Annotated in this window: 19 protein-coding genes and 3 pseudogenes; 10 read left to right on the top strand and 12 right to left on the bottom strand. The window is 56.2% G+C overall.

The genetic code is table 11. From position 1 onward, the window contains the following. Nucleotides 1-315, bottom strand: coding sequence for a PTS sugar transporter subunit IIB (locus tag OKF39_RS01190; RefSeq protein WP_014830072.1), 315 nt, complete (start codon nucleotides 313-315; stop codon nucleotides 1-3). Between the two features lie 293 nt (nucleotides 316-608). On the opposite strand from OKF39_RS01190, the gene OKF39_RS01195 reads away from it, so the two are divergent. Beyond that, a complete protein-coding gene (locus tag OKF39_RS01195) occupies nucleotides 609-1,559 on the top strand; it encodes a LacI family DNA-binding transcriptional regulator (protein ID WP_028014982.1) in 951 nt (316 codons plus the stop codon). Between the two features lie 44 nt (nucleotides 1,560-1,603). Here OKF39_RS01195 and OKF39_RS01200 read toward each other — a convergent pair whose 3' ends face one another. From OKF39_RS01200 to OKF39_RS01220, 5 genes are all read right to left on the bottom strand, one after another. Beyond that, on the bottom strand, nucleotides 1,604-1,900 hold the full coding sequence (locus OKF39_RS01200) for a YicS family protein (RefSeq protein ID WP_028014983.1): 297 nt from the start codon (nucleotides 1,898-1,900) through the stop codon (nucleotides 1,604-1,606). A gap of 121 nt (nucleotides 1,901-2,021) precedes the next feature. Then, nucleotides 2,022-3,386 carry an efflux transporter outer membrane subunit gene (locus OKF39_RS01205; RefSeq protein WP_063155225.1) on the bottom strand — a complete coding sequence of 455 codons (1,365 nt, stop codon included), beginning with the start codon at nucleotides 3,384-3,386 and terminating at the stop codon, nucleotides 2,022-2,024. Further along, on the bottom strand, nucleotides 3,386-6,496 hold the full coding sequence (locus OKF39_RS01210; protein ID WP_479983409.1) for an efflux RND transporter permease subunit: 3,111 nt from the start codon (nucleotides 6,494-6,496) through the stop codon (nucleotides 3,386-3,388). Before OKF39_RS01210 ends, OKF39_RS01205 begins: the two co-directional genes overlap by 1 nt. Beyond that, a complete protein-coding gene (locus OKF39_RS01215) occupies nucleotides 6,496-7,617 on the bottom strand; it encodes an efflux RND transporter periplasmic adaptor subunit (RefSeq protein WP_045260816.1) in 1,122 nt (373 codons plus the stop codon). Before OKF39_RS01215 ends, OKF39_RS01210 begins: the two co-directional genes overlap by 1 nt. Nucleotides 7,618-7,765: 148 nt before the next feature. Next, on the bottom strand, nucleotides 7,766-8,335 hold the full coding sequence (locus tag OKF39_RS01220) for a TetR/AcrR family transcriptional regulator (RefSeq protein WP_048959756.1): 570 nt from the start codon (nucleotides 8,333-8,335) through the stop codon (nucleotides 7,766-7,768). A 186-nt stretch (nucleotides 8,336-8,521) separates the two neighbouring features. Between OKF39_RS01220 and OKF39_RS01225 the strand changes: the two genes are divergently transcribed. The 5 genes and pseudogenes from OKF39_RS01225 to OKF39_RS01245 all read left to right on the top strand — a co-directional run. After that, entirely contained in the window at nucleotides 8,522-8,941 is a 420-nt protein-coding gene (locus OKF39_RS01225) for a GNAT family N-acetyltransferase (protein ID WP_063155222.1), read from the top strand. Between the two features lie 147 nt (nucleotides 8,942-9,088). Next, nucleotides 9,089-9,889: a lipoprotein NlpA gene (gene nlpA, locus OKF39_RS01230; protein WP_063155221.1), complete on the top strand. Its 801-nt coding sequence runs from the start codon at nucleotides 9,089-9,091 to the stop codon at nucleotides 9,887-9,889. Nucleotides 9,890-10,011: 122 nt separating this feature from the next. Next, nucleotides 10,012-10,704, top strand: coding sequence for an MBL fold metallo-hydrolase (locus OKF39_RS01235; RefSeq protein ID WP_063155220.1), 693 nt, complete (start codon nucleotides 10,012-10,014; stop codon nucleotides 10,702-10,704). A gap of 26 nt (nucleotides 10,705-10,730) precedes the next feature. Continuing rightward, a pseudogene (locus OKF39_RS01240) lies at nucleotides 10,731-11,435 on the top strand (GlxA family transcriptional regulator); the annotation flags it as partial. Then, nucleotides 11,432-12,253, top strand: a pseudogene (locus OKF39_RS01245) (VENN motif pre-toxin domain-containing protein); the annotation flags it as partial. The pseudogenes OKF39_RS01240 and OKF39_RS01245, both read left to right, overlap by 4 nt. 374 nt (nucleotides 12,254-12,627) lie before the next feature. On the opposite strand, the gene OKF39_RS01250 reads toward OKF39_RS01245, so the two are convergent. The 4 genes from OKF39_RS01250 to OKF39_RS01265 form a co-directional block, all read right to left on the bottom strand. Then, entirely contained in the window at nucleotides 12,628-13,716 is a 1,089-nt protein-coding gene (locus tag OKF39_RS01250; protein WP_100171134.1) for an AAA family ATPase, read from the bottom strand. A 144-nt stretch (nucleotides 13,717-13,860) separates the two neighbouring features. Beyond that, nucleotides 13,861-14,820, bottom strand: a complete 960-nt coding sequence (locus OKF39_RS01255) for a YbgA family protein (RefSeq protein ID WP_041911685.1) — start codon at nucleotides 14,818-14,820, stop codon at nucleotides 13,861-13,863. Between the two features lie 102 nt (nucleotides 14,821-14,922). Beyond that, nucleotides 14,923-15,333, bottom strand: a complete 411-nt coding sequence (uraH, locus tag OKF39_RS01260; protein ID WP_047366896.1) for a hydroxyisourate hydrolase — start codon at nucleotides 15,331-15,333, stop codon at nucleotides 14,923-14,925. Between the two features lie 99 nt (nucleotides 15,334-15,432). Continuing rightward, nucleotides 15,433-16,158, bottom strand: coding sequence for a MerR family transcriptional regulator (locus OKF39_RS01265; protein ID WP_479983410.1), 726 nt, complete (start codon nucleotides 16,156-16,158; stop codon nucleotides 15,433-15,435). Nucleotides 16,159-16,275: 117 nt separating this feature from the next. On the opposite strand from OKF39_RS01265, the gene OKF39_RS01270 reads away from it, so the two are divergent. From OKF39_RS01270 to OKF39_RS01280, 3 genes and pseudogenes are all read left to right on the top strand, one after another. Further along, nucleotides 16,276-16,800 carry a lipocalin family protein gene (locus OKF39_RS01270; RefSeq protein ID WP_049137128.1) on the top strand — a complete coding sequence of 175 codons (525 nt, stop codon included), beginning with the start codon at nucleotides 16,276-16,278 and terminating at the stop codon, nucleotides 16,798-16,800. A gap of 119 nt (nucleotides 16,801-16,919) precedes the next feature. Beyond that, nucleotides 16,920-17,027, top strand: a pseudogene (locus tag OKF39_RS01275) (class I SAM-dependent methyltransferase); the annotation flags it as partial. Between the two features lie 31 nt (nucleotides 17,028-17,058). Continuing rightward, entirely contained in the window at nucleotides 17,059-17,514 is a 456-nt protein-coding gene (locus OKF39_RS01280; RefSeq protein WP_479983411.1) for an acetyltransferase, read from the top strand. On the opposite strand, the gene OKF39_RS01285 is transcribed toward OKF39_RS01280, so the two are convergent. Then, nucleotides 17,504-18,532 carry a virulence RhuM family protein gene (locus tag OKF39_RS01285; RefSeq protein ID WP_479983412.1) on the bottom strand — a complete coding sequence of 343 codons (1,029 nt, stop codon included), beginning with the start codon at nucleotides 18,530-18,532 and terminating at the stop codon, nucleotides 17,504-17,506. The two genes, OKF39_RS01280 and OKF39_RS01285, sit on opposite strands and share 11 nt — an antisense overlap. A gap of 58 nt (nucleotides 18,533-18,590) precedes the next feature. After that, nucleotides 18,591-18,917 (bottom strand): SymE family type I addiction module toxin, encoded by a 327-nt coding sequence (locus OKF39_RS01290; RefSeq protein WP_479983413.1) that lies wholly within the window; start codon nucleotides 18,915-18,917, stop codon nucleotides 18,591-18,593. A gap of 127 nt (nucleotides 18,918-19,044) precedes the next feature. On the opposite strand from OKF39_RS01290, the gene OKF39_RS01295 reads away from it, so the two are divergent. After that, nucleotides 19,045-19,236, top strand: a complete 192-nt coding sequence (locus OKF39_RS01295) for a toxin-antitoxin system HicB family antitoxin (protein WP_049000296.1) — start codon at nucleotides 19,045-19,047, stop codon at nucleotides 19,234-19,236. Nucleotides 19,237-19,244 lie beyond the last annotated feature (8 nt).

Genomic DNA, 19,244 nt, shown 5'->3' on the forward strand with positions numbered 1-19,244 from the left:
TTAGTGTGCCGCTTCGATGAGCGACAGAGCATAGTCCAGTACTTTATCGCCACGCTGCATGCCGTAGTCCATCATGTCGATGGGCTGCACCGGAATGCCTTTCGTAGCCGCCTTGTCTGAGAGTGTCTGTAACATGTATTTCACTTGCGGTCCGAGAAGTACCACCTGGTATTGCGGAAACTGCGTATCAAATTCGGAAACACCGTACGCATCAATCTTCACCGGCAAACCACGTTCTTTCGCGACATCGACCATTTTGCTAACCAGCAGGCTGGTGGACATCCCGGCAGAACAACACAGCATAATCTTGAACATCGACAACCATCCTCTAAATGTAAATAGTTATTGCGAGAATGATTGGACATGATACGGAAACCGGTTTCCATTTATAAAAAGCAGAACTGTGATAACCATCAAGATCCAATGCTTATGAGGCTAATTAACCGGATGTGGGTCACATAATTTGGCTGTTCTGACATCATTTTGAGTGGAAACGGAAAATCGGTTTCCATGAAAAACGGAAACGGATATACTCCGTTCTGGCTATAATGTGAGCCGTAGCGGTTATGGAATTTGCAGGCGCGAGGTTAGCCTGCTAGGGGAAAGAGATGTCGACAATCAATGATGTATCACGTCTGGCCGGGGTGTCTAAAGCCACGGTATCGCGAGTGTTGAGTGGGTCACGTGGCGTTAAGGAAGCCAGCCGTCAGGCCGTGCTGAAGGCGGTGGATGAGCTGAACTACCGGCCTAACGTGATTGCCCAGTCGCTGCTGAGCCAGTCGACGGGCTGCATTGGGGTGATTTGCGCGCAGGAAAACATTAACCAGACCACCGGGTATCTTTACGCGCTGGAAAAACAGCTCAGCCAGCACCAAAAACACCTGCTGCTGCGCTTCGCCCATAGCAAAGCGGAAGTGATGAATGCTCTTGAAGAACTCTCCTGCGGCCTGTGTGACGACATTCTGGTGATTGGCGCCCGTTTCCCGCTGGACGTGGATATGGAAAACGTCATTCTGGTGGACTGCATGGAGGCTGATAACTCCAACAGCATTCAGTTCGATCACGCCTTTGCCGCCGAAACCGCCTGTAACTATCTGACCAGCCAGGGGCGTCGCCAGATTGCGCTGATCCATCCCCACGGCAGCGGGTTTGCCGACCAGGTGCTGCTTGGCTATAAGCACGCGCTGGAGAAAAATTTCCTGCCTTTTAATCGCAACCTCGTCTTTATGGACGCGACCTCCTCGTCCGTTGCGCTTCAGGAATTACTCAACAACGCGTCCACGCTAAACTTCAACGCGTTACTGGTGGCGGACGAGCAGGAAGCCCAGCGGGTGATCCCGCAGCTGCAGGCGTTTAATAAATCCGTACCGGACGACATTATGGTCTTTAGCCTGGCCGGATCGCTGCACCTGCCGGGTATTCCGGTGATCCCGGCGATTGAATATTCCATGGATGCCATGGCGGCGCGTATCGTAAGCTGGCTGACGGAGAAAACGCAGATGCTCGGGTCCTATGTTCTGCGCGGGGATCTCATCATTCCGGACGTGCGGAAGCGTTAAAACATTTTCCAGGCCGGGTAAGCGCAGCGCCACCCGGCGAGAACTCAATAATCTTCCAGACAATCCACCTGACCAACCGCAGCCCAGTAGGCGTCCAGGTTGTCGCGCTTCACGGCGGTGATGGCGTTTTTGATCAGCAGCTGATTGGCCTCGGACGACAAAATCATCTCCTGCCAGGCCTTATCGCTCTGCTTTTTCTGTGGCGTACAGGTTTTCTTAATATCTTTCAGGACCTGTTGCTTAATCTGCGCCTCTTTCGCCGGATCGTCCTTTTCCTGAGCATGGACAAACGCGGCGAAGAGCAGACAAACCAGCAGGCAGACCAGGTGCGCAGCTTTCATCAACAACCCCCTTTAGACGTCACAGGCTTCCCATGAAATATATCGTTACATTCAGTGTAGCGATTCCAGTCGAAAGTATGATTTTCTCTTTTCTGCGCATGAGAATCGCCCACCGATAAGGTTACTGGATCCCCCCGCCCAGCGACTGCCACAGCGTGATGCGGTTCTCCAGGTCGGTTTGCTGCAGCGCAATCAGCGATTCCTGCGCCGACCACAGCGACCGCTGCGCAGTCAGTACCGTCAGATAATCCCCCGCGCCCGCCTTATAGCTGCGCGTTGCCACATCCAGCGTTTTTTGCTCGGCCGCCACGTATTCTCGCTGGGCATCAAGCTGCTCGCTGAGCGTTTCACGGCGCGCCAGCGCGTCGGCCACGTCTTTAAACGCGCTCTGGATGGCTTTTTCATAGGTCGCAATTAACCCTTTTTTCTCGGCTTCTGCATAACGCAGCTGCGCCAGATTGTTGCCACCGCTGAACAGCGGCAGGGTGATGGACGGCGCGAATGACCAGACCTTCATCCCGTGGCTGAACAGGGAGGAGAGCGAGTCGCTGCCGACGCCCGCGCTGGCGGTCAGTGAAATGGTCGGGAAGAAGTTGGCGCGCGCCGCGCCGATATTGGCGTTGGCGCTCAGCAGGTTATGCTCCGCTTCCTGAATGTCCGGGCGGCGCAGCAGCGCGCTGGAGCTGACGCCCGCCGGGATCAGCGTGATGGCGTTGTTGCTCAGGCTCTCCAGCGTACCGGGCAGCAGGTTCTCCGGCACCGTATCGCCCGCCAGCAGATTGAGGGCATTTTTATCCTGCATCACCAGCGTCCGGTAGCTTGCTACGCTGGCGCGCGCCTGCTGGTAAACCGCCATCGCTTCACTGACGTCCGTAGCCGCCGCGACGCCCACTTCCTGCTGGCGCTTCACAATCTTCAGCGAGTTTGCCGCGCTCTCCATTGTGGATTTCGCCAGCGCCAGGTTGCTGTTATCCGCCGCCAGCGTCACCCAGGCCGTGGTCAGCTCGCTAACCATCGTCAGGCGCGTGTTCTGCGCGGTGAACTCGCTGGCAAGCCAGGTTTCACGCGCGGCGCGGGAGAGGCTCTGGTTGCGACCAAACAGATCCAGCTCGAAGCTGGAGACCGCGCCGTTGGCTTCGTCGCTTGTCGCAACACCGCTTGCCAGCGTGCGGCTGCGGGTGTGGCTCAGCTCGGCGTCCACCGTCGGAAACAGGGACGAGCGCGTTTCACCGTACTGTGCGCGGGCGGCGTCGATATCCGCGATCGCTTTTTGCACGTCGCGGTTGCTGTTCAGCGCCATCGTCACCACGCTTTTCAGCCTCGCGTCGTTCATCACCTGCTGCCACTGGCTCACCACGGCGGTGGCTTCGCCGTGCGCGCCGGGCAAGGTCGCCGGGACGGGAGCGTCCGGGCGTTGATAGGTAGGGTCTAACGACACACACCCTGCGCTCAGCAGGGCTAACGCTAAAACAGTGACACGAAACATTATGACCTCCGGTTCGCGTGTTTACCGGAGAACAGACGTTTCACCAGTACAAAGAATAAAGGGACGAAGAAGATCGCCAGCAGCGTCGCGGCCAGCGTTCCGCCGATAATGCCGGTACCAATTGCCACGCGGCTGTTGGCACCGGCACCGGTTGCAACGGCCAGCGGCGTCACCCCTGCGATAAACGCCAGCGACGTCATGATGATGGGACGCAGACGCGTCTGGGCGGCACGCAGGGCGGCGCGCGTCAGGGAGTAACCTTCTGCGACTTTGGCTTCGGCAAACTCGACAATCAGGATGGCGTTCTTCGACGACAGGCCAATAGTGGTGAGCAGCGCCACCTGGAAGTAGACGTCATTACTCAGGCCGCGCAGGGAGGCGGCAAGCGCCGCACCCAGCACCCCAAGCGGGATCACCAGGATGACCGAAATCGGCACCGACCAGCTTTCATACAGCGCCGCCAGGCACAGGAATACCACGAGAATGGAAAGGGCATAGAGGCTAATTGCCTGACCGCTCGCCAGTTTTTCCTGCAACGATAAACCGCTCCACGCCCAGGTGCTGCCGGATGGCAGGCTGTTTGCCAGCTGCTCCATTTTGCTCATCGCCGTGCCGGAGCTCGCGCCGCTGGCGTTTTCGCCCTGTATCTCATACGCCGCCGAGCCGTTGTAGCGCACCAGGCTTTCCGGGCCATACTCCCAGCGGGTGGTGGCGAAGGCGGAGAACGGGGTCATGGTGCTGTCGCTGCCGCGCACATACCATTTGTTGAGATCGGACGGCACGGCGCGATAGTCGCTGTCGCCCTGGATGTAGACCTTTTTCACGCGGCCGCGATCGATAAAGTCGTTCACGTAGGTCCCGCCCCAGGCGCTGGAGAGGGTGTTGGTGACGTCGCTCAGGGACAGCCCCAGCGACACGGCCTTGTTGTTGTCGATATCCACCTGAAGCTGCGGCATCTGCGGCAGGTCGTTGGCGCGCACGGCGTGCAGCGAGCTGTCCTGGTTGGCTTCGCCAATCAGCTGGTTACGCAGTTTCAGCAGCGCGTCGCGGTCGGTGCCGCCGCTGGCCATCAGCTCAAAGGTAAAACCGTTGCTCTGGCCCAGGCCGTCCACCGCAGGCGGCGTCATCGCAAAGATGGTCGCATCGCGGATGGTGCTCAGTTCCTGCGTGGCACGCAGGGCGATGGCCTGAGCTGTGTTTGCATCGCCTTTACGCTCTGACCAGTTCTTCAGGGAGACAAACGCCATCCCGGCGTTCTGGCCGCTGCCGCTGAAGCTGAAGCCTTCAATGGTGAAGATCACGTTGGTGTTGGCTTTCTCTTTGGTGAGGAACCACTCTCGCACCTGGCGGCTGACTTCGGCGGTACGTACCGTCGTCGCGCCAGCTGGCAGGGTGTACTGCACCATGATTTCGCCCTGGTCTTCCGTCGGCAGGAAGCTGCCCGGCAGCTTAAGCATGGCGAAGCCCATCGCGCCGCAGAGCAGGGCGTAGATGACCAGCATGCCGCCGGAACGGCGCAGAGCGCGCAGCACCTTGTTCTGATAACCGCGCTCGGTCCTGCTGTAGAAGCGGTTAAACGCGCCGAAGAAGCCCTTTTTGTGCGGCGTCGTGTGGCTCAGAATCGAGCCGCAGAGTGCGGGCGTCAGGGTCAGCGCCACCACCACGGAGAGGAACATCGCCGAAATAATGGTGACCGAGAACTGACGGTAAATCACCCCGGTGGAGCCGCCGAAGAAGGCCATCGGCAGGAATACCGCAGAGAGTACCAGCGCAATGGCGACCAGCGCGCCGGAGATTTCGCCCATCGATTTCTCGGTGGCTTCCCGAGCGGGCAGCCCCTCGTCGCGCATAATACGCTCGACGTTTTCCACCACCACGATGGCGTCATCCACCAAAAGCCCAATCGCCAGCACCATCGCAAACAGCGTCAGGGTATTGATGGAGTAGCCGAACAGCGCCAGCACGCCGAAGGTACCCAGCAGAACGACAGGTACCGCCAACGCGGGGATCAGCGTCGCGCGGATGTTTTGCAGGAACAGGTACATCACCACCACCACGAGGACAATGGCTTCGAACAGGGTCTGAATCACGTCCTCAACGGAGATCTTGATGAACTCGGTGCTGTCCTTCGGGTAGGCCACGTCGTAGCCTTCCGGCATCGACTTTTTGAACTCGGCAATCTTGTCTTTCACCGCCGTCGCAGTGTTGAGCGCGTTCGCACCCGGTGAGAGCATGACTGCCATACCCGCCGCCGGGTGGCCGTTGAGCTTCGCGGTGGCGGTATAATCTTCGCTGCCCATCTCCACGCGGGCGACATCGCTGATGCGCACCACCGCGCCGTTGGACTGGCTCTTCACAATGATGTTTTTAAACTGATCCACCGTCTGCAGGCGTGACTGGGCGCGGACGGTGGCGGTCAGCTGCTGGGCGTTCGACGAGGGCAGCGCGCCGATTTTACCGGCGGAAACCTGCACGTTCTGCGCTTCAATCGCGCTCTGCACGTCGGACGGCATCAGCGAGTAGGATGCCAGCTTCGCCGGGTCGAGCCAGATGCGCATCGCGTATTCCGCCCCGAACACCTGCAGGCTCCCGACGCCTTCCACGCGCGCCAGCGGATCCTGCATATTACTCACCAGCCAGTCGGCAATATCCGAGCTGCTGGCGATGTCGGTTTTATCGTACACGCCCATGATCAGCAGGAAGTTGCTCTGGGATTTTTCGACGGTGATCCCGGACTGCTGCACCTCGGTGGGCAGGCGCGATTCCGCCTGCTGGACTTTGTTCTGCACCTGCACCTGAGCGGTGTCCGGGTCAGTGCCCTGCTCGAAGGTGACGGTAATGCTCACCGATCCGTCCGAGCTGCTGGTGGAGGTGAAGTAGAGCAGGTTATCCAGCCCGGTCAGCTGCTGCTCGATCACCTGCGTCACGCTGTTTTCCAGCGTCTGCGCGGAGGCACCGGTATAGGTGGCGGAGATTTTGATCGACGGCGGCGCAACGTCCGGGTACTGCGCGACTGGCAGCGTGCGGATGGCCAGCATCCCGGCGAGCATGATAAGAATAGCGATAACCCAGGCAAAGACCGGGCGACGCACGAAGAAACGGGAAAACATCAGGCGTTTCCTCCGTTGGCTTTCATCTCTTCGGCCTTCACTTCCTGCCCGGCGGTGACTTTGTCAGTACCTTCCACAATCAGCCTGTCGCCCGCCTTCAGCCCGCTCAGCACCAGCCATTTGTCGCCGTAGGTGTCACCCGTTTCCAGCTGACGCTGCTCGACCTTGTTGCTGGCATTGACCACCAGAGCGGTGGCGGTGCCTTTGGCGTCACGGGTGATGCCCTGCTGCGGCGCGAGGATCGCGTCGCTCATGACGCCTTCATCTACCCTGGCGCGGACAAACATGCCCGGCAGGAGCTGATGCTGCGGGTTCGGGAAGACGGCGCGCAGCGTGACCGAGCCGGTTGATTCATCCACCGCCACTTCGGTTAACGCCAGGCGGCCTTTCTCGCTGTAGGTGCTGCCGTCTTCGAGGATTAACGACACGCTTAGCGTATCGCTATTGGTGGCAAGGGTTTGCTTGCGTAAACGCAGCAGATCGGCGCTGGAACGGGTTAAGTCGACGTACATGCTGTCCAGCCCGCGAATGGTGGCGAGCGCGGTATCCTGCTGGGCGGTGACCAGCGCGCCGGGGGTGACGGAGGAGATGCCGATGCGTCCGGCAATCGGCGCGGTGACTGTGGTCCAGTTGAGGTTAATGCGCGCGCTCTCCTGCGCGGCCTTCTTTGATTCAACGCTGGCCTTGTCCTGCGCGCAGGTGGACTTCGCGTCTTCTGCGTCCTGACGCGACACGCCGTCGTCTTTCACCAGCTGCGCATAGCGCTGGGCTTTCTGGCAGTCGGCCTGCACCAGCGCCTGGGCCTGTTTCAGCGCCGCGGCGGCTTCATCAAACGCCGCGCGGTAGCTGGAAGGGTCAATTTGATACAGCGCCTGTCCGGCCTTCACGGTATCGCCTTCGGTGAACAACCTCTTCTGAATAATGCCGCCCACCTGCGGGCGCACTTCGGCGCTCATGGCGGCGGTGGTGCGGCCCGTGAGCTCGCTGACGACGGAGACCGGCTGGCTCATGAGGGTGACAATCCCCACATCCGGAAGAGGATGCTGGGGAGCAGATGTTTGCGCATTATCGCACCCGGTCAGGAGGAGTAATGCCGCGATGGAGGTTGTTATGGTTTTCATAATCTTTTTCCAGGGTGAACGATGCCTGCCCTGTTAAAGGATCAACAGGGAGGGGGGCTATTTAAAGGCACAGCGATACCGCATCTCCGGCAAGGCCGGAAATGTAAAGTTGGGAAATTACTTATTCCCGCTAATTATTCACATGCGATTACTTCGCAGAGAAAAGCATATTTAAAATATTCTGATAGATAGGCTCTAATTGTTCTGACGGTACTTTTAAAGGCGTGAGTCGACGGTAAATCGTGCCTTCGATCATCACCGCGGTAATTTCCACGCAGCAGCGAATATGTTCATCGCTCAGATGGGGAAATTGTTTTTTCAGGTGCGCACAGGCGTTGGTAAACATCCGGGCATCGGCTGCGATCAGCATGGCCGCCACCTGCGGGTTACGGGTCGCCTCGGCAGACATTTCGAGCATCAACGCATCGTCGTCTTCGTTGAGCGTCTGACGCCAGGCGAGCGCCTGCGGCATCCCTTCCACCACCGTTTTGTCCTGCATCCCTTCGATGCGTGAGTCGATAATGCGGCGGATCATCTCTTCAATAATCGCGTCTTTGTTACTGAAATAACGGTAAATTTGCCCGACGCTAAGCTTCGCCTCACTGGCAATTTGCGACATGCTGGCGGCGTGAAATCCGCTGGCGCGAAAGCAGCGACGCGCGGCGGTGATGATTTCGTCCTGACGTTGTTTTTGTCGTTCTTCCAGCTTTGTGCTCATCGTCGTCTACCGTGTAAAAGTGAGAATGATCGTTCTCAGTATACGTTTTGGGTGCGTATTGGAAAGGCTTTTTTTATTTAGTTATTGAGTGAATGTTTCTGTATTAAAAAAATGGAGGAAATTAGGAGTTTTTATGAAGGTTAAGCTGTGAGATATTCAAATTGCGCGGAAAATAAGGAGAGAAATATGCACCTGAGCATTACTTATAATGTAACACCCGCAGAAAAAGAAGAGCTATTTGTGGGGTTAAGAGCCTATAACGGACAGTTTATCGATCTGACAAACTTTAGCGGCGACATTGGTGTTTATGTACGAGACGATAAAGGCGTCATGCTCGGCGGGCTCATTGGGGTGCGTAAAGGTGACTGGCTGAATATCGATTTTCTCTGGGTCAGCGACACCGTGCGGGGTACCGGCGTGGGCAGCCAGCTTATCAAAACGGCGGAAGATGAAGCCAGACGCAAAGGCTGCAAGCATGCGCTGGTGGATACCGTCAGCTTCCAGGCGCGTCCGTTCTATGAAAAACAGGGGTACCAGTTGCAGATGTCTTTGCAGGATTATCCGTACCCGGGCATGCAGCGACATTACTTGGCGAAAGTCCTTTAAGCTCTGAATCCGTAGGCCGGGTAAGCGCAGCATCACCCGGCCATACCCGCATATAACTTATCCTTCTTATTGATTCTTTTTCGTTTTTTATTTCACCGCCTCGTTGTCGATATAGTCACTACAACATTCAGCAAAAGGAACTTTCTCGTGAAACGTCGATTGGGTGCTCTGGTTCTCGCTGGCCTGCTGCTGGCAGGGTGCGATCAAAGTGGCAGCGATGCCAAACACATAAAAGTGGGCGTCATCAACGGCGCTGAACAGGACGTGGCGGAAGTCGCTAAAAAGGTGGCAAAAGAGAAATATGGCCTGGACGTGGAGCTGGTCGGCTTCAGCGGCTCGCTATTGCCCAACGATGCCACTAACCAGGGAGAGCTGGATGCCAACGTCTTCCAGCATCGCCCGTTCCTTGCAGAAGATAACAAGGCGCATGGCTACAAGCTGGTGGCCGTGGCGAACACCTTTGTTTTCCCGATGGCCGGCTATTCCCGCAAAATCAAATCCGTCTCTGACCTGAAGGACGGGGCGACTATCGCCATTCCAAACGATCCGACCAACCTTGGCCGCGCGCTGCTGCTGCTGCAAAAAGAGAAGCTCATCACCCTGAAGCCGGATACCGGGCTGCTGCCGACGGCGCTGGATATTATCGCCAACCCTAAGCAGCTGAAAATCATGGAACTGGAAGGGGCACAGCTGCCGCGCGTGCTGGATGACCCGAAAGTGGATGTCGCCATCATCAGCACCACCTATATTCAGCAAACCGGGCTGTCGCCGGTGCATGACAGCGTCTTTATTGAAGATAAAAACTCGCCGTACGTGAACATCGTGGTGACGCGCGAAGACAACAAAGACGCGGAGAACGTGAAGGCGTTTATCCAGTCCTATCAGTCACCGGAAGTGGCGAAAGCGGCAGAGACGATCTTTAACGGCGGGGCGGTGCCGGGCTGGTAAAGGTGCCGGCAGAAAACGCGGTGATGAAAATGGCCCGATACCATCGGTAATCGCCCTTTAGCCCACAGCACCAATTGTGACGGCTGGCTATCCTCCTTATCACACCAACCGGAGGATAGCCCATGAACATTACCCAAATTCGCAATGCCACCCTGCTGATTACCTACGCCGGAAAACGCCTTTTAATCGACCCGATGCTGGCCCCGAAAGGCGCTTATCCGGGCTTTCCCGGTACGGCGCATGACGATCACTGGGATCGCACCGCGGCAGAGCGGATCGCCAAAGACAAACCGATCTACGTGCAAAACGATCGTGACGCCGCGCTGCTGCGCAGCCAGGGGTTTAGCAACCTGACGATCATGACCGACGAGACCACCTTCGGGGAGGTTCGGATTGCGAAAACGTACGGCGGCCAGCACGGGACCGACCGCGCTTACGCCGTGCCAGAACTGGCGGAGCGGCTGGGCGAGGCCTGTGGCGTGGTGCTGCGTCATCCTGATGAGAAGACGCTCTATCTTGCCGGGGATACCATCTGGCGCGAAGAGGTGGCAGCCGATCTGCAAAAACACCAGCCAGATGTGGTGGTACTGAACGCCGGTAATGCCCACGTCATCGGCTTTGGGCCCATTATTATGGGACAGGAAGATGTGCTTAACGTCCATTTCCTGCTGCCGCAGGCTAAAATCGTCGCGAGCCACATGGAGGCGATTAACCACTGCCTGTTGACCCGCAGCGCGCTGCGTGAGTACGTCGAAGCCAACCAGGTGAGCGATGTGGTGAGCATTCCCCAGGATGGCGAAACCGTTATATTCTGAGTGCGTTAACGGGAAAGGAGAGACAGATGTCGCTAATCAACGTCGCGATTGTCGCGGTAGACGGGTTCAGCCCGTTCCACTACTCCGTTCCCTGCATTCTGTTTGGTGATTCGGTCTCCGGCGAAAAGCGCTTTAACGTGACGATCTGCGCCGAAACGCCGGGGTTGCTTACCTCAAAAGACGGGTTTGCCCTCAACGCCACGCAGGATTACACCGCCATCGGGCAGGCAGACATTGTTGTCGTTCCCTACTGGCAGCACGTCCTTGAACGGCCGCCTCAGGCGCTGCTCGACAGCCTGGTGTTGGCGAGAGACAACGGCGCGGAAATTGTCGGCCTGTGTCTGGGGTCGTTTGTGCTGGCCTGGGCGGGGATCCTCGACGGTAAACGGGCCGCCACCCACTGGGAGTTTGAACATCATTTCCAGTCGCTCTTTCCGAACGTCCAGCTGGATATCAATGCCCTCTACGTGGATGACGGCAATATCATCACCTCTGCCGGTACCGCGGCTGCGCTGGACTGCTGCCTGTACATCATTCGCCAGCGTTTTGGCAGCGTCGTCGCCAACCAGATTGCCCGTCGGATGATTGTCCCGCCCCATCGCGAGGGCGGGCAGGCGCAGTTCATCGCCCAGCCGGTTCCGAAAGATACCCGTGACGCACGTATTAACTGCCTGATCGACTACCTGCAGCAGCACATCACCGAACCGCATAGTCTGGACTCGCTGGTGCAGCGGGAGTTGCGGGGGCCGCGTCAGGGGAGCTGGCTGCGCATGCGATAGCCAGCGTGCTCTATCCGGAAGTGAAAGACCTGTCGAAACTGAGCGAAGATCAAAAGCAGACGGTCATTACGCTGGCTTCAGTATCGGCGGGGATGGCGGGTGAATTGGCGGGAGGGAGTACGGCTTCGGCAGCTGCTGGGGCGCAAGGGGGAAAGAACGCGGCTGAGAATAATGCAACCTCCATTCCGCTCCCCTCCGGCCTTGATAATTACATGAAAGCCGTGGGGTCATGGAATCAATATGCTGAAAGCCAGGGCTTATCTGTAGAAGAAAAACAGGCCGGTCTGGATAAACTGGCGAAAGGCGACTTACCTGAGGGCGCTAATATCACAAAAGTGATTGTCGAAGGTTACCAGGATGGGGTAATGATCGGAGCTGCCTGGTATTTAGGACCTGCGGCGTCCGTGGGTAAAGTTGTTGGCGGGGGAGTGATTGCGGAAATCGCCAACGGAGGGTACCAGTGGTTTAGTCTGAGTCAGCCTGGCAATGAAAATAAATCATGGGATTATAAAAGCAGCATTAGTGCTGGCGTAGGAGGAATGCTTGCTCCGGGCAGGAATACCTGGCAAAACGTCGGCATAGCTATGGGAGGGGCATTCTTTACTGATGGCCCAGATACGGGATCGCTTATTGATTCAGCATTAGGTTCATGGGCTGGCGGTAAATTCGGTGAGCTGGCACCTTTCCCTGGGGAAGTTAATGATCTGATTGGTGGTTTGGGAGGGGAGTTAATCGGCGATAAAGTTAAGGATAAAGTTAATGGCAAATAAAAAGACGTTTCATCGGGCTACGTTTTTGGTTTTTCTGCTTAGTACCCTTTATTACGGCGTATGTTTTTTTTGCACTTATTTTTATTGTAAACAATGTGCTGATCGAGTTTATAAGCTCTGGAAAGATTGATTTTTCATCAAAATCATTAAGTTATTTGTCTGTGGTGAGCGCTATTGTTGGCGTCGCCGCAGGTGCCAGAGTATGGCTCTTTGCAAAGATAGATGAACGCAAAGCGAGAAGATCATCCTCAATAGATCGCCACTAATTGACAGGCCCATCCGGGTTGTATGGAAATTTGATATGCCTGGGAAATATTCTTTCCAGGCATAATTTTGCTACAAACGAGACCTTCCTGACGATTTTTTCTTACCGGCTACCCCAGCCTCTCCACCCTCGTCTCCCCCTCCGCCATCGACAGCTGATACAGCGAAAACGATCTGTGCTTCTCAATCAGCTTCGCCAGCTCCGGCGAGTGGCTGGTGAGCCAGATCTGCGAGTAGCGGCTGGCCTCGGCGATTAAGCTCGCCAGGGCGGGCAGCATCTGTGGGTGCAGGCTGTTTTCCGGTTCGTTTAACGCGATAAACGCCGGCGGGCGCGGGCTTAACAGCGCCACCGCCAGGCACAGAAAGCGCAGGGTGCCGTCGGAGAACTCCGCCGGTTCCAGCGGCCTGCTCAGCCCCTCGCGCTGCATCATCATGCGAAAACGTCCACCGCTGTTGTCGCTGTAAAACACGCAGCCGGGGAAGGCCTGGTCGAGGATGCGCATCAGCAGCAGCTCGTCGCCAATCTCCACGATAGTCTGAAACGCCGCCGCCAGGTTGGCGCCGTCGCTGGCCAGCACCGGGGAGCGGAAACCGACCTGCGGGGCGCGCATCGCCGAGCCGATTGATACAGAAAACTCATGATAAAAGCGCCAGTTACGAAGGGACTCGCGCATCTGCGACACTTCCGGGTAAAGGTGCGGTTCGCCGAGCTGTCCGAATACCGATTCGTTCTCGTACAGCGTGCCGCTGTGGGTCACTTTTTCATGATGCACGTTGTTCAGAAATACGGCCTGATTCCTGCGCTTCATCAGCTGTGACGAAGGACGACGGTGCTGGCCGCTCAGCCAGATGGACTCCTCCTTGATCACCGGGTCGAGCTGAAACTGTGAGGGATACGGCAGCTTCTCCACAAAACCGACCTGCAGTTCGTATTCGTAGGTCTCTGTTTCCACGGCCAGATTCATCCGCCGCAGTTGGTCGCTGCGGGTTTTGCCTGCCCAGAACACCTTCAGAATGCCGCCCTCGTTCGCCAGCGCCTGGGAAAACTGCCCTTGCGCGGCGCTGTGCATCAGGTGTATCGCCTTGTAAATATTGGATTTCCCGGTACCGTTCGGCCCGAAGACGATGTTGAGCTGCTCCAGCTCCAGCGACATCTCGCGGATGGAGCGGTAGTTTTGAATGTGCAGGGTGTTGATCACAGGCAGGCCCCTTTTGCAGAATAAGCCTGTATATAATCACAGTCTTTAGATGAAATGCAAAAAAGAGACGACAGTGAGGATGTCGTCTAAACGGGGTACTGCTTTGGGCCTCTATGGGTCAATGGGGCCTTCGCATTTTTTTCATCACTTGACTGCCAGACGCAGACCCAAATCATCAGGATAGGGATCAAAGTAGTTTTGCGTCATCAGATACCGGTCGGGGTATTCGGCCAGGTAGTGCTTCAGCAGCGTGATCGGCGCGAGGATAGGCAACTGTCCGTTGCGATAATGCAGGATCACATCGCGCAGCTCGCCGCGCTGGCGGGTGTTGAGCTGGTTACGAAAATAGCCCTGAATATGCATCAGCACGTTGGTGTGATTCTTCCGCGAGGCGGGTTTTTTCAGGATGGTCATCAGCTTTTCCCGGTACGCCACGAAGAAGGCGTCCAGGTCTTCCCACTCGTGCAGCGAGGCAACGAACGGGCCGATTTCACGGTAACCCGCCTGATGGTGCGCCAGCAGCTGAAGCTTATAGCGGCTGTGGAAGTCCAGCAGCGCGCGGCGGGTCAGGCCATTTTTACGTAGCGTGTTGAGTTCGTGCAGCGCAAAAACGCGCTCGACGAAGTTTTCCCGCAGCACCGGGTCGTGCAGGCGTCCGTCTTCTTCCACGGGCAGCCACGGCAAGGTTTCAAGGAGAGCGGCGGTGAACAGCCCGACCCCCTCCTTGCGGCCCCGGTTGCCGTTTTCATCGTACAGCCGCACGCGTTCCATGCCGCAGCTTGGGGATTTTGCACAGACAACAAAGCCTGCGAGATCGCCGATTTTCGGCAAATAATCTGCCGCAAAGTCAGCCATTTTCTGCGTTACGTCTTCGTGAGGCGCGTGGCTGAAGCGCATCTGCGTTTCACCGTCTGTCGTGACGATCAGACGCAGCGCCGGGCGAGGCGTCGGCAGGCCGATGGCCATCTCCGGGCAGACGGGCCTGAAATTCACCCACTGGGCCAGCTCATCCATGATGAAGCCCATGCGCTTATGTCCGCCGTCAAAGCGAACGGCGGATCCGGTCAAACATCCGCTAATACCGAGCACAGGTTTCGTTGTCATGGTGTAGTCCTCCCGTTCATATAACTAAAACTTACACAACATGACTAATTTGTCCAAGTATTCGCGGAACTATTTTTTATAATCCTTCAAAATCAATGCGTCTTAACTGCCCTTGTAGGTCGAGTAGCCGTACTGGCTAAGCAGAAGTGGGATGTGCAGCTTCTCGTTGGTGCGGGTCACGGTAAACAGCACCGGGATCTCCGGGAAGAAGGTATCCAGCTTTTTGCCGTGGAAATACTCTGCGGTTTTAAAGGTTACTTTGTACACGCCAGGCTGCATGTCCTGATCCTGCGGATAGAGCGATTTGATACGGCCATCGTGGTCGGTTTTGCCGCTGGCAACCTGAGTCCATTTGTCCTGCTGCTGCTTCTCCAGCGTAACGGTAACGTCTGATGGCGGCATTCCGGTTTGCTGGTCAAGAATGTGGACGCTTAGCGTGCCGGCAGGGGCGCTAAAGGCGGCAGGGGCAAAGGCCATCGAGGCCAGGATCAGCAGAGGGGCAGTTTTTTTCATGGTGTTTTCCTGTTGAGTTATTCGTCACAGGAAAACGTTAGCATCTACGGCGCGGGAAAATATTCAACTTTTCGTGAAGATTCCCGCAGGAGAAAATTATCAGAGGATAATCACTTCAAGCGATACCTGCTGCTGCCACTGCTCCACCTGCTTTTTCCGCCCGGCGGTGAGCTTGCCGCTGGTGACCAGCAGCCATTTCCGCTCCGGGAAAATCTCCGGTGCCAGCGCGTTTGGCGGAACCGGCAGGATGTCGATGCGATGGCCCTGCCCGGTGCGCGTTAGGGCTTCGAGCCAGATCTCGCATGGGTCGTTCAGGTGCCAGCCGCTGAGCAGAATATTGTCGCCCGGCGCTTTTTTATCGCCTTCGAGGCAAAACGAGGTGTAGGCGATGATGATGCCGTCGAGGATCGCGCGCAGGGTCAGGGCAGCGGCGACGTTAGCCGAGACCTGGCTGCGCAGCGGGCGCAGTACGTTCGCGACCAGTTCCGGCCTTGGGTACTCGCGTCCGGCGTCGTAAATCATCTGGCGCAGGGACTCGACTTTGCCGTCCTGCAGGCGTTGCAGCATGCTCTGCTGCAGCGTTTGCCAGTTGTTGGTCCGCCCCGGCGTCGGGCGCTCCAGCAGCGGTTTGACCTGGCCAATCGGGACGCCTTTTTTTACCCAGTCGAGGATTTTGAGCGCCTGCTGGACGTCCTCATCGCTGTACTGGCGGTGGCCGCCTTCCGTGCGCTGTGGCTTGAGTAAACCGTAGCGACGCTGCCACGCCCGCAGGGTGGTGGCGGTGATGCCGCTGAGTCTGGCGAATTCGCCGATGGAGTAAGCCATGTCCGTGTCCAGGGTGGAGGAATACTCTCAATATACTACGAATTTTCCCGAACGGGATGAAGCGCCGAAACGGTGCACTACACTTAACTTCCAACCGTGCAAATGAAAGGAATTCTCATGAAGCTATGGCCTGTTGTGACCGGTGTTGCGATTGCCCTGACGCTGGTCGCCTGTAAATCCCCCACGCCGCCGAAAGGCGTGCAGCCTATTACCCACTTTGACGCCAGCCGCTATCTCGGCAAATGGTACGAAGTCGCCCGTCTGGAAAACCGCTTTGAACGCGGTCTGGAACAGGTGACGGCGACCTACGGCGAGCGCAGCGACGGCGGCATCAGCGTGCTTAACCGGGGTTTTGATCCGGTGAAGAACAAGTGGAGCGAGAGCGAGGGGAAAGCGTACTTTACCGGCGAGCCGACCACCGCCGCGCTGAAGGTATCGTTCTTCGGCCCGTTCTACGGCGGGTATAACGTGATCAGGCTGGACGATAAGTACCAGTACGCGCTGGTGAGCGGCCCGAACCGCGACTATCTGTGGATCCTGTCACGCACGCCGACCATCCCGGATGCGGTAAAGCAGGATTACCTGAACACCGCGCGCAGTCTGGGCTTCCGGGTTGATCAGCTGGTATGGGTGAAGCAGTAAAAATCGTGCTTTCTTCCTGGGGCATTACTGGCTCGCCTGGATAGACTTCCGTTAAAAGCCCAACGGAGAAAGACGACATGAACCGGCGAGCGGAGCTGCCATCCCTGCGGGGAGCGTCACAGCAGCTACAGGATATTCACCTTGCGGCAGGCGTGCCGATGGAAAACGTCACCGTGGTGGTACCGAAGGATGGGGTGATGGGGAACAGATCGCAAAGAGTGGATTGAAATAGTTCGGTTTTCTAATCATGATCTCCCCATGAAAATAGAAACCGCACTCCCAAGACACTTTGAACGTCTGGTTGCGATCTGGGAATCTTCCGTTCGCGCCACCCATCACTTTTTACAAGAAAGCGATATTGCGGCGCTGCGCCCGTTATTGCTTAACGCCTATCTGCCTAACCTCAAGGTCGTGATTGCTCGCGATGACACAGGCGTTCTTCACGGCTTTTTGGGCGTGGATGAAAACCGCATTGAAATGCTTTTTGTGGATGACGCGAGCCGAGGGAAGGGCGTCGGGAAACTACTGCTGCAATACGCTATTGCAGAGTTCGGTGCGAACGAGGTGGATGTGAATGAACAGAACCCGCAGGGCGTCGCGTTTTATCGCCATATGGGGTTTGAGCAGGTCGGACGCTCGGAACTGGACGGGCAGGGGAATCCGTTTCCGTTGTTGCATATGAAGCTGAGCAGAGATACCGGGATTAGCGCTTAGCCTGTTTATCCCATTTTAATAAGCCGACGATATCTTTCTCACCTTCGGCTTCTTTCAGCAGGCGCTGCTTTTTTTCAAACTCAATGTAATCTGAGCACGCCTTCTCATCAGCTGCTTTCTTACTGATTTTGCCAGCTCCTTCTAAAACGTCCCGGTCATTAAATTTCAGGAACTGATCGAGTTTGGTTTGCCAGTCTCGTAAAAATACCTGCTTGCGACGTTTGGCCTGATCTTCGGCAAAATCGAGCCACATATTAACGACGCGATTAAGCTCGCTGACCTCATCCTGAGACAGATAATTTTTTGCCGTGGTGACATCGCTTTTACGGACTTCTTCGCCCTTATAGCTGGTCAACCCCATATGCGGTTGAGTGGCGTCCGCACGTTGGTGAATCAACTCAGCAGCGGTAAGACCCGTGCAGGCAAAATGCAGTTTATTTTGGATTGTCTGGAAGAATTGCGTGGTTTCTTTGAGTGATGGCTGATAGTCAGCGGCTAGCGCAAAAATCTCCCTCACGCGAAGATAGACCCGGCGTTCACTGGCCCGTATGTCGCGAATGCGTTCCAGCATTTCATCGAAATAGTCAGGCACGGCGGATGAACCCACAGGTGGGTTTTTCAGACGCTCGTCGTCCATAACGAAGCCTTTAACCAGATATTCCTGCAGCGTTTGGGTGGCCCACTGGCGGAACTGTGTACCTCGTGCGGAGCGAACGCGATAGCCGATGGCAAGAATGACGGGCAGGCTAAAGTATTGAACGTTATATACTTTACCATCGCTGGCAGTTGTTCGGTAAAACCGAACAACTGAATTTTCGACCAGCTCACCCTCATCAAAAATATTCTTGATATGCCCGCTGATCGTAGCTTTGGCTTTGCCGTATAACTCACAGATCGTGGCCTGTGAGAGCCACAACGTATCGCTTTCGAAGCGGCATTCAATGCGAACTTTTCCATCCTTGCTGGCAAACATGACGAACTCACCGGCTGGTGAATTCATTAATTTTTCATATGTCATGCTGCCTCCGAGTCATAAGGTTGATGCCGGTAAGCTCGTAGTATGCCAGAAATAGCCGCTAAGCCAGGTGGTTTGTATTTGATTTTGCGAGGCGCTTTCCAGCATGTGGAATTTGGATCGCTGCAAGCGCATCCTCTATCTCAATAAGCTTTGCTTTCGTCCGTTTATAATCATCCTGCAACCTCTGCTCCTGCTCGTTATACGCCACCAGAACGATACATCCTTTCATGACTTTTATCGTGACCTGCTGCCCGGTATCAAAACCCGCGGCGCGTAGCCACATTTTCGGCGTGGATTTGTCGAAAACATTCGGGCGGTATCCCACAATTAACGAACGCTCGGTTCCGAATTGGTCGGTGTCTGGGGTAGAATGCGAATCAGCCATAATCAACTCCTTGATAGTTGGTGAGGTTAGACGCTCCGTTTGTGTTCCCGCACATCGGGGCGTTGTTAATACAGGGGGGTGTTAGGTGGCCTCCTATATGGTTAAGATTAAATAGATAGGTAGCCTCATGTCAATCATATCGCGCGAAAAAAAACCAAAAGGCGGTGGGCAATCTCCGCAGTTTAAGATGCGTATTGATCCGGCGTTGAAGGAGCAATTGGATGCTGTGGCGGCTGAGGAAGGGGTGAGTCTCGCCAGTTGGTTGAAGGAACTGGCGAGGGAAGAATTGCTTAAAAGAGGAATTAAACCGAATGGTTAATAATATTT

This window comes from Enterobacter cloacae complex sp. HYC042_NIDB (assembly GCF_056673315.1).

Bases quoted from the DNA above. Each gene is read 5' to 3' on its own strand.
- OKF39_RS01205 (WP_063155225.1), bottom strand. From the start codon at position 3,386: ATGTTTCGTGTCACTGTTTTAGCGTTAGCCCTGCTGAGCGCAGGGTGT.
- OKF39_RS01190 (WP_014830072.1), bottom strand. From the start codon at position 315: ATGTTCAAGATTATGCTGTGTTGTTCTGCCGGGATGTCCACCAGCCTG.
- OKF39_RS01295 (WP_049000296.1), top strand. From the start codon at position 19,045: ATGTCAATCATATCGCGCGAAAAAAAACCAAAAGGCGGTGGGCAATCT.
- OKF39_RS01290 (WP_479983413.1), bottom strand. From the start codon at position 18,917: ATGGCTGATTCGCATTCTACCCCAGACACCGACCAATTCGGAACCGAG.
- OKF39_RS01285 (WP_479983412.1), bottom strand. From the start codon at position 18,532: ATGACATATGAAAAATTAATGAATTCACCAGCCGGTGAGTTCGTCATG.
- OKF39_RS01225 (WP_063155222.1), top strand. From the start codon at position 8,522: ATGCACCTGAGCATTACTTATAATGTAACACCCGCAGAAAAAGAAGAG.
- OKF39_RS01215 (WP_045260816.1), bottom strand. From the start codon at position 7,617: ATGAAAACCATAACAACCTCCATCGCGGCATTACTCCTCCTGACCGGG.
- OKF39_RS01270 (WP_049137128.1), top strand. From the start codon at position 16,276: ATGAAGCTATGGCCTGTTGTGACCGGTGTTGCGATTGCCCTGACGCTG.
- OKF39_RS01195 (WP_028014982.1), top strand. From the start codon at position 609: ATGTCGACAATCAATGATGTATCACGTCTGGCCGGGGTGTCTAAAGCC.
- OKF39_RS01210 (WP_479983409.1), bottom strand. From the start codon at position 6,496: ATGTTTTCCCGTTTCTTCGTGCGTCGCCCGGTCTTTGCCTGGGTTATC.
- OKF39_RS01200 (WP_028014983.1), bottom strand. From the start codon at position 1,900: ATGAAAGCTGCGCACCTGGTCTGCCTGCTGGTTTGTCTGCTCTTCGCC.
- uraH (WP_047366896.1), bottom strand. From the start codon at position 15,333: ATGAAAAAAACTGCCCCTCTGCTGATCCTGGCCTCGATGGCCTTTGCC.
- OKF39_RS01235 (WP_063155220.1), top strand. From the start codon at position 10,012: ATGAACATTACCCAAATTCGCAATGCCACCCTGCTGATTACCTACGCC.
- OKF39_RS01265 (WP_479983410.1), bottom strand. From the start codon at position 16,158: ATGGCTTACTCCATCGGCGAATTCGCCAGACTCAGCGGCATCACCGCC.
- OKF39_RS01220 (WP_048959756.1), bottom strand. From the start codon at position 8,335: ATGAGCACAAAGCTGGAAGAACGACAAAAACAACGTCAGGACGAAATC.
- OKF39_RS01255 (WP_041911685.1), bottom strand. From the start codon at position 14,820: ATGACAACGAAACCTGTGCTCGGTATTAGCGGATGTTTGACCGGATCC.
- OKF39_RS01280 (WP_479983411.1), top strand. From the start codon at position 17,059: ATGAAAATAGAAACCGCACTCCCAAGACACTTTGAACGTCTGGTTGCG.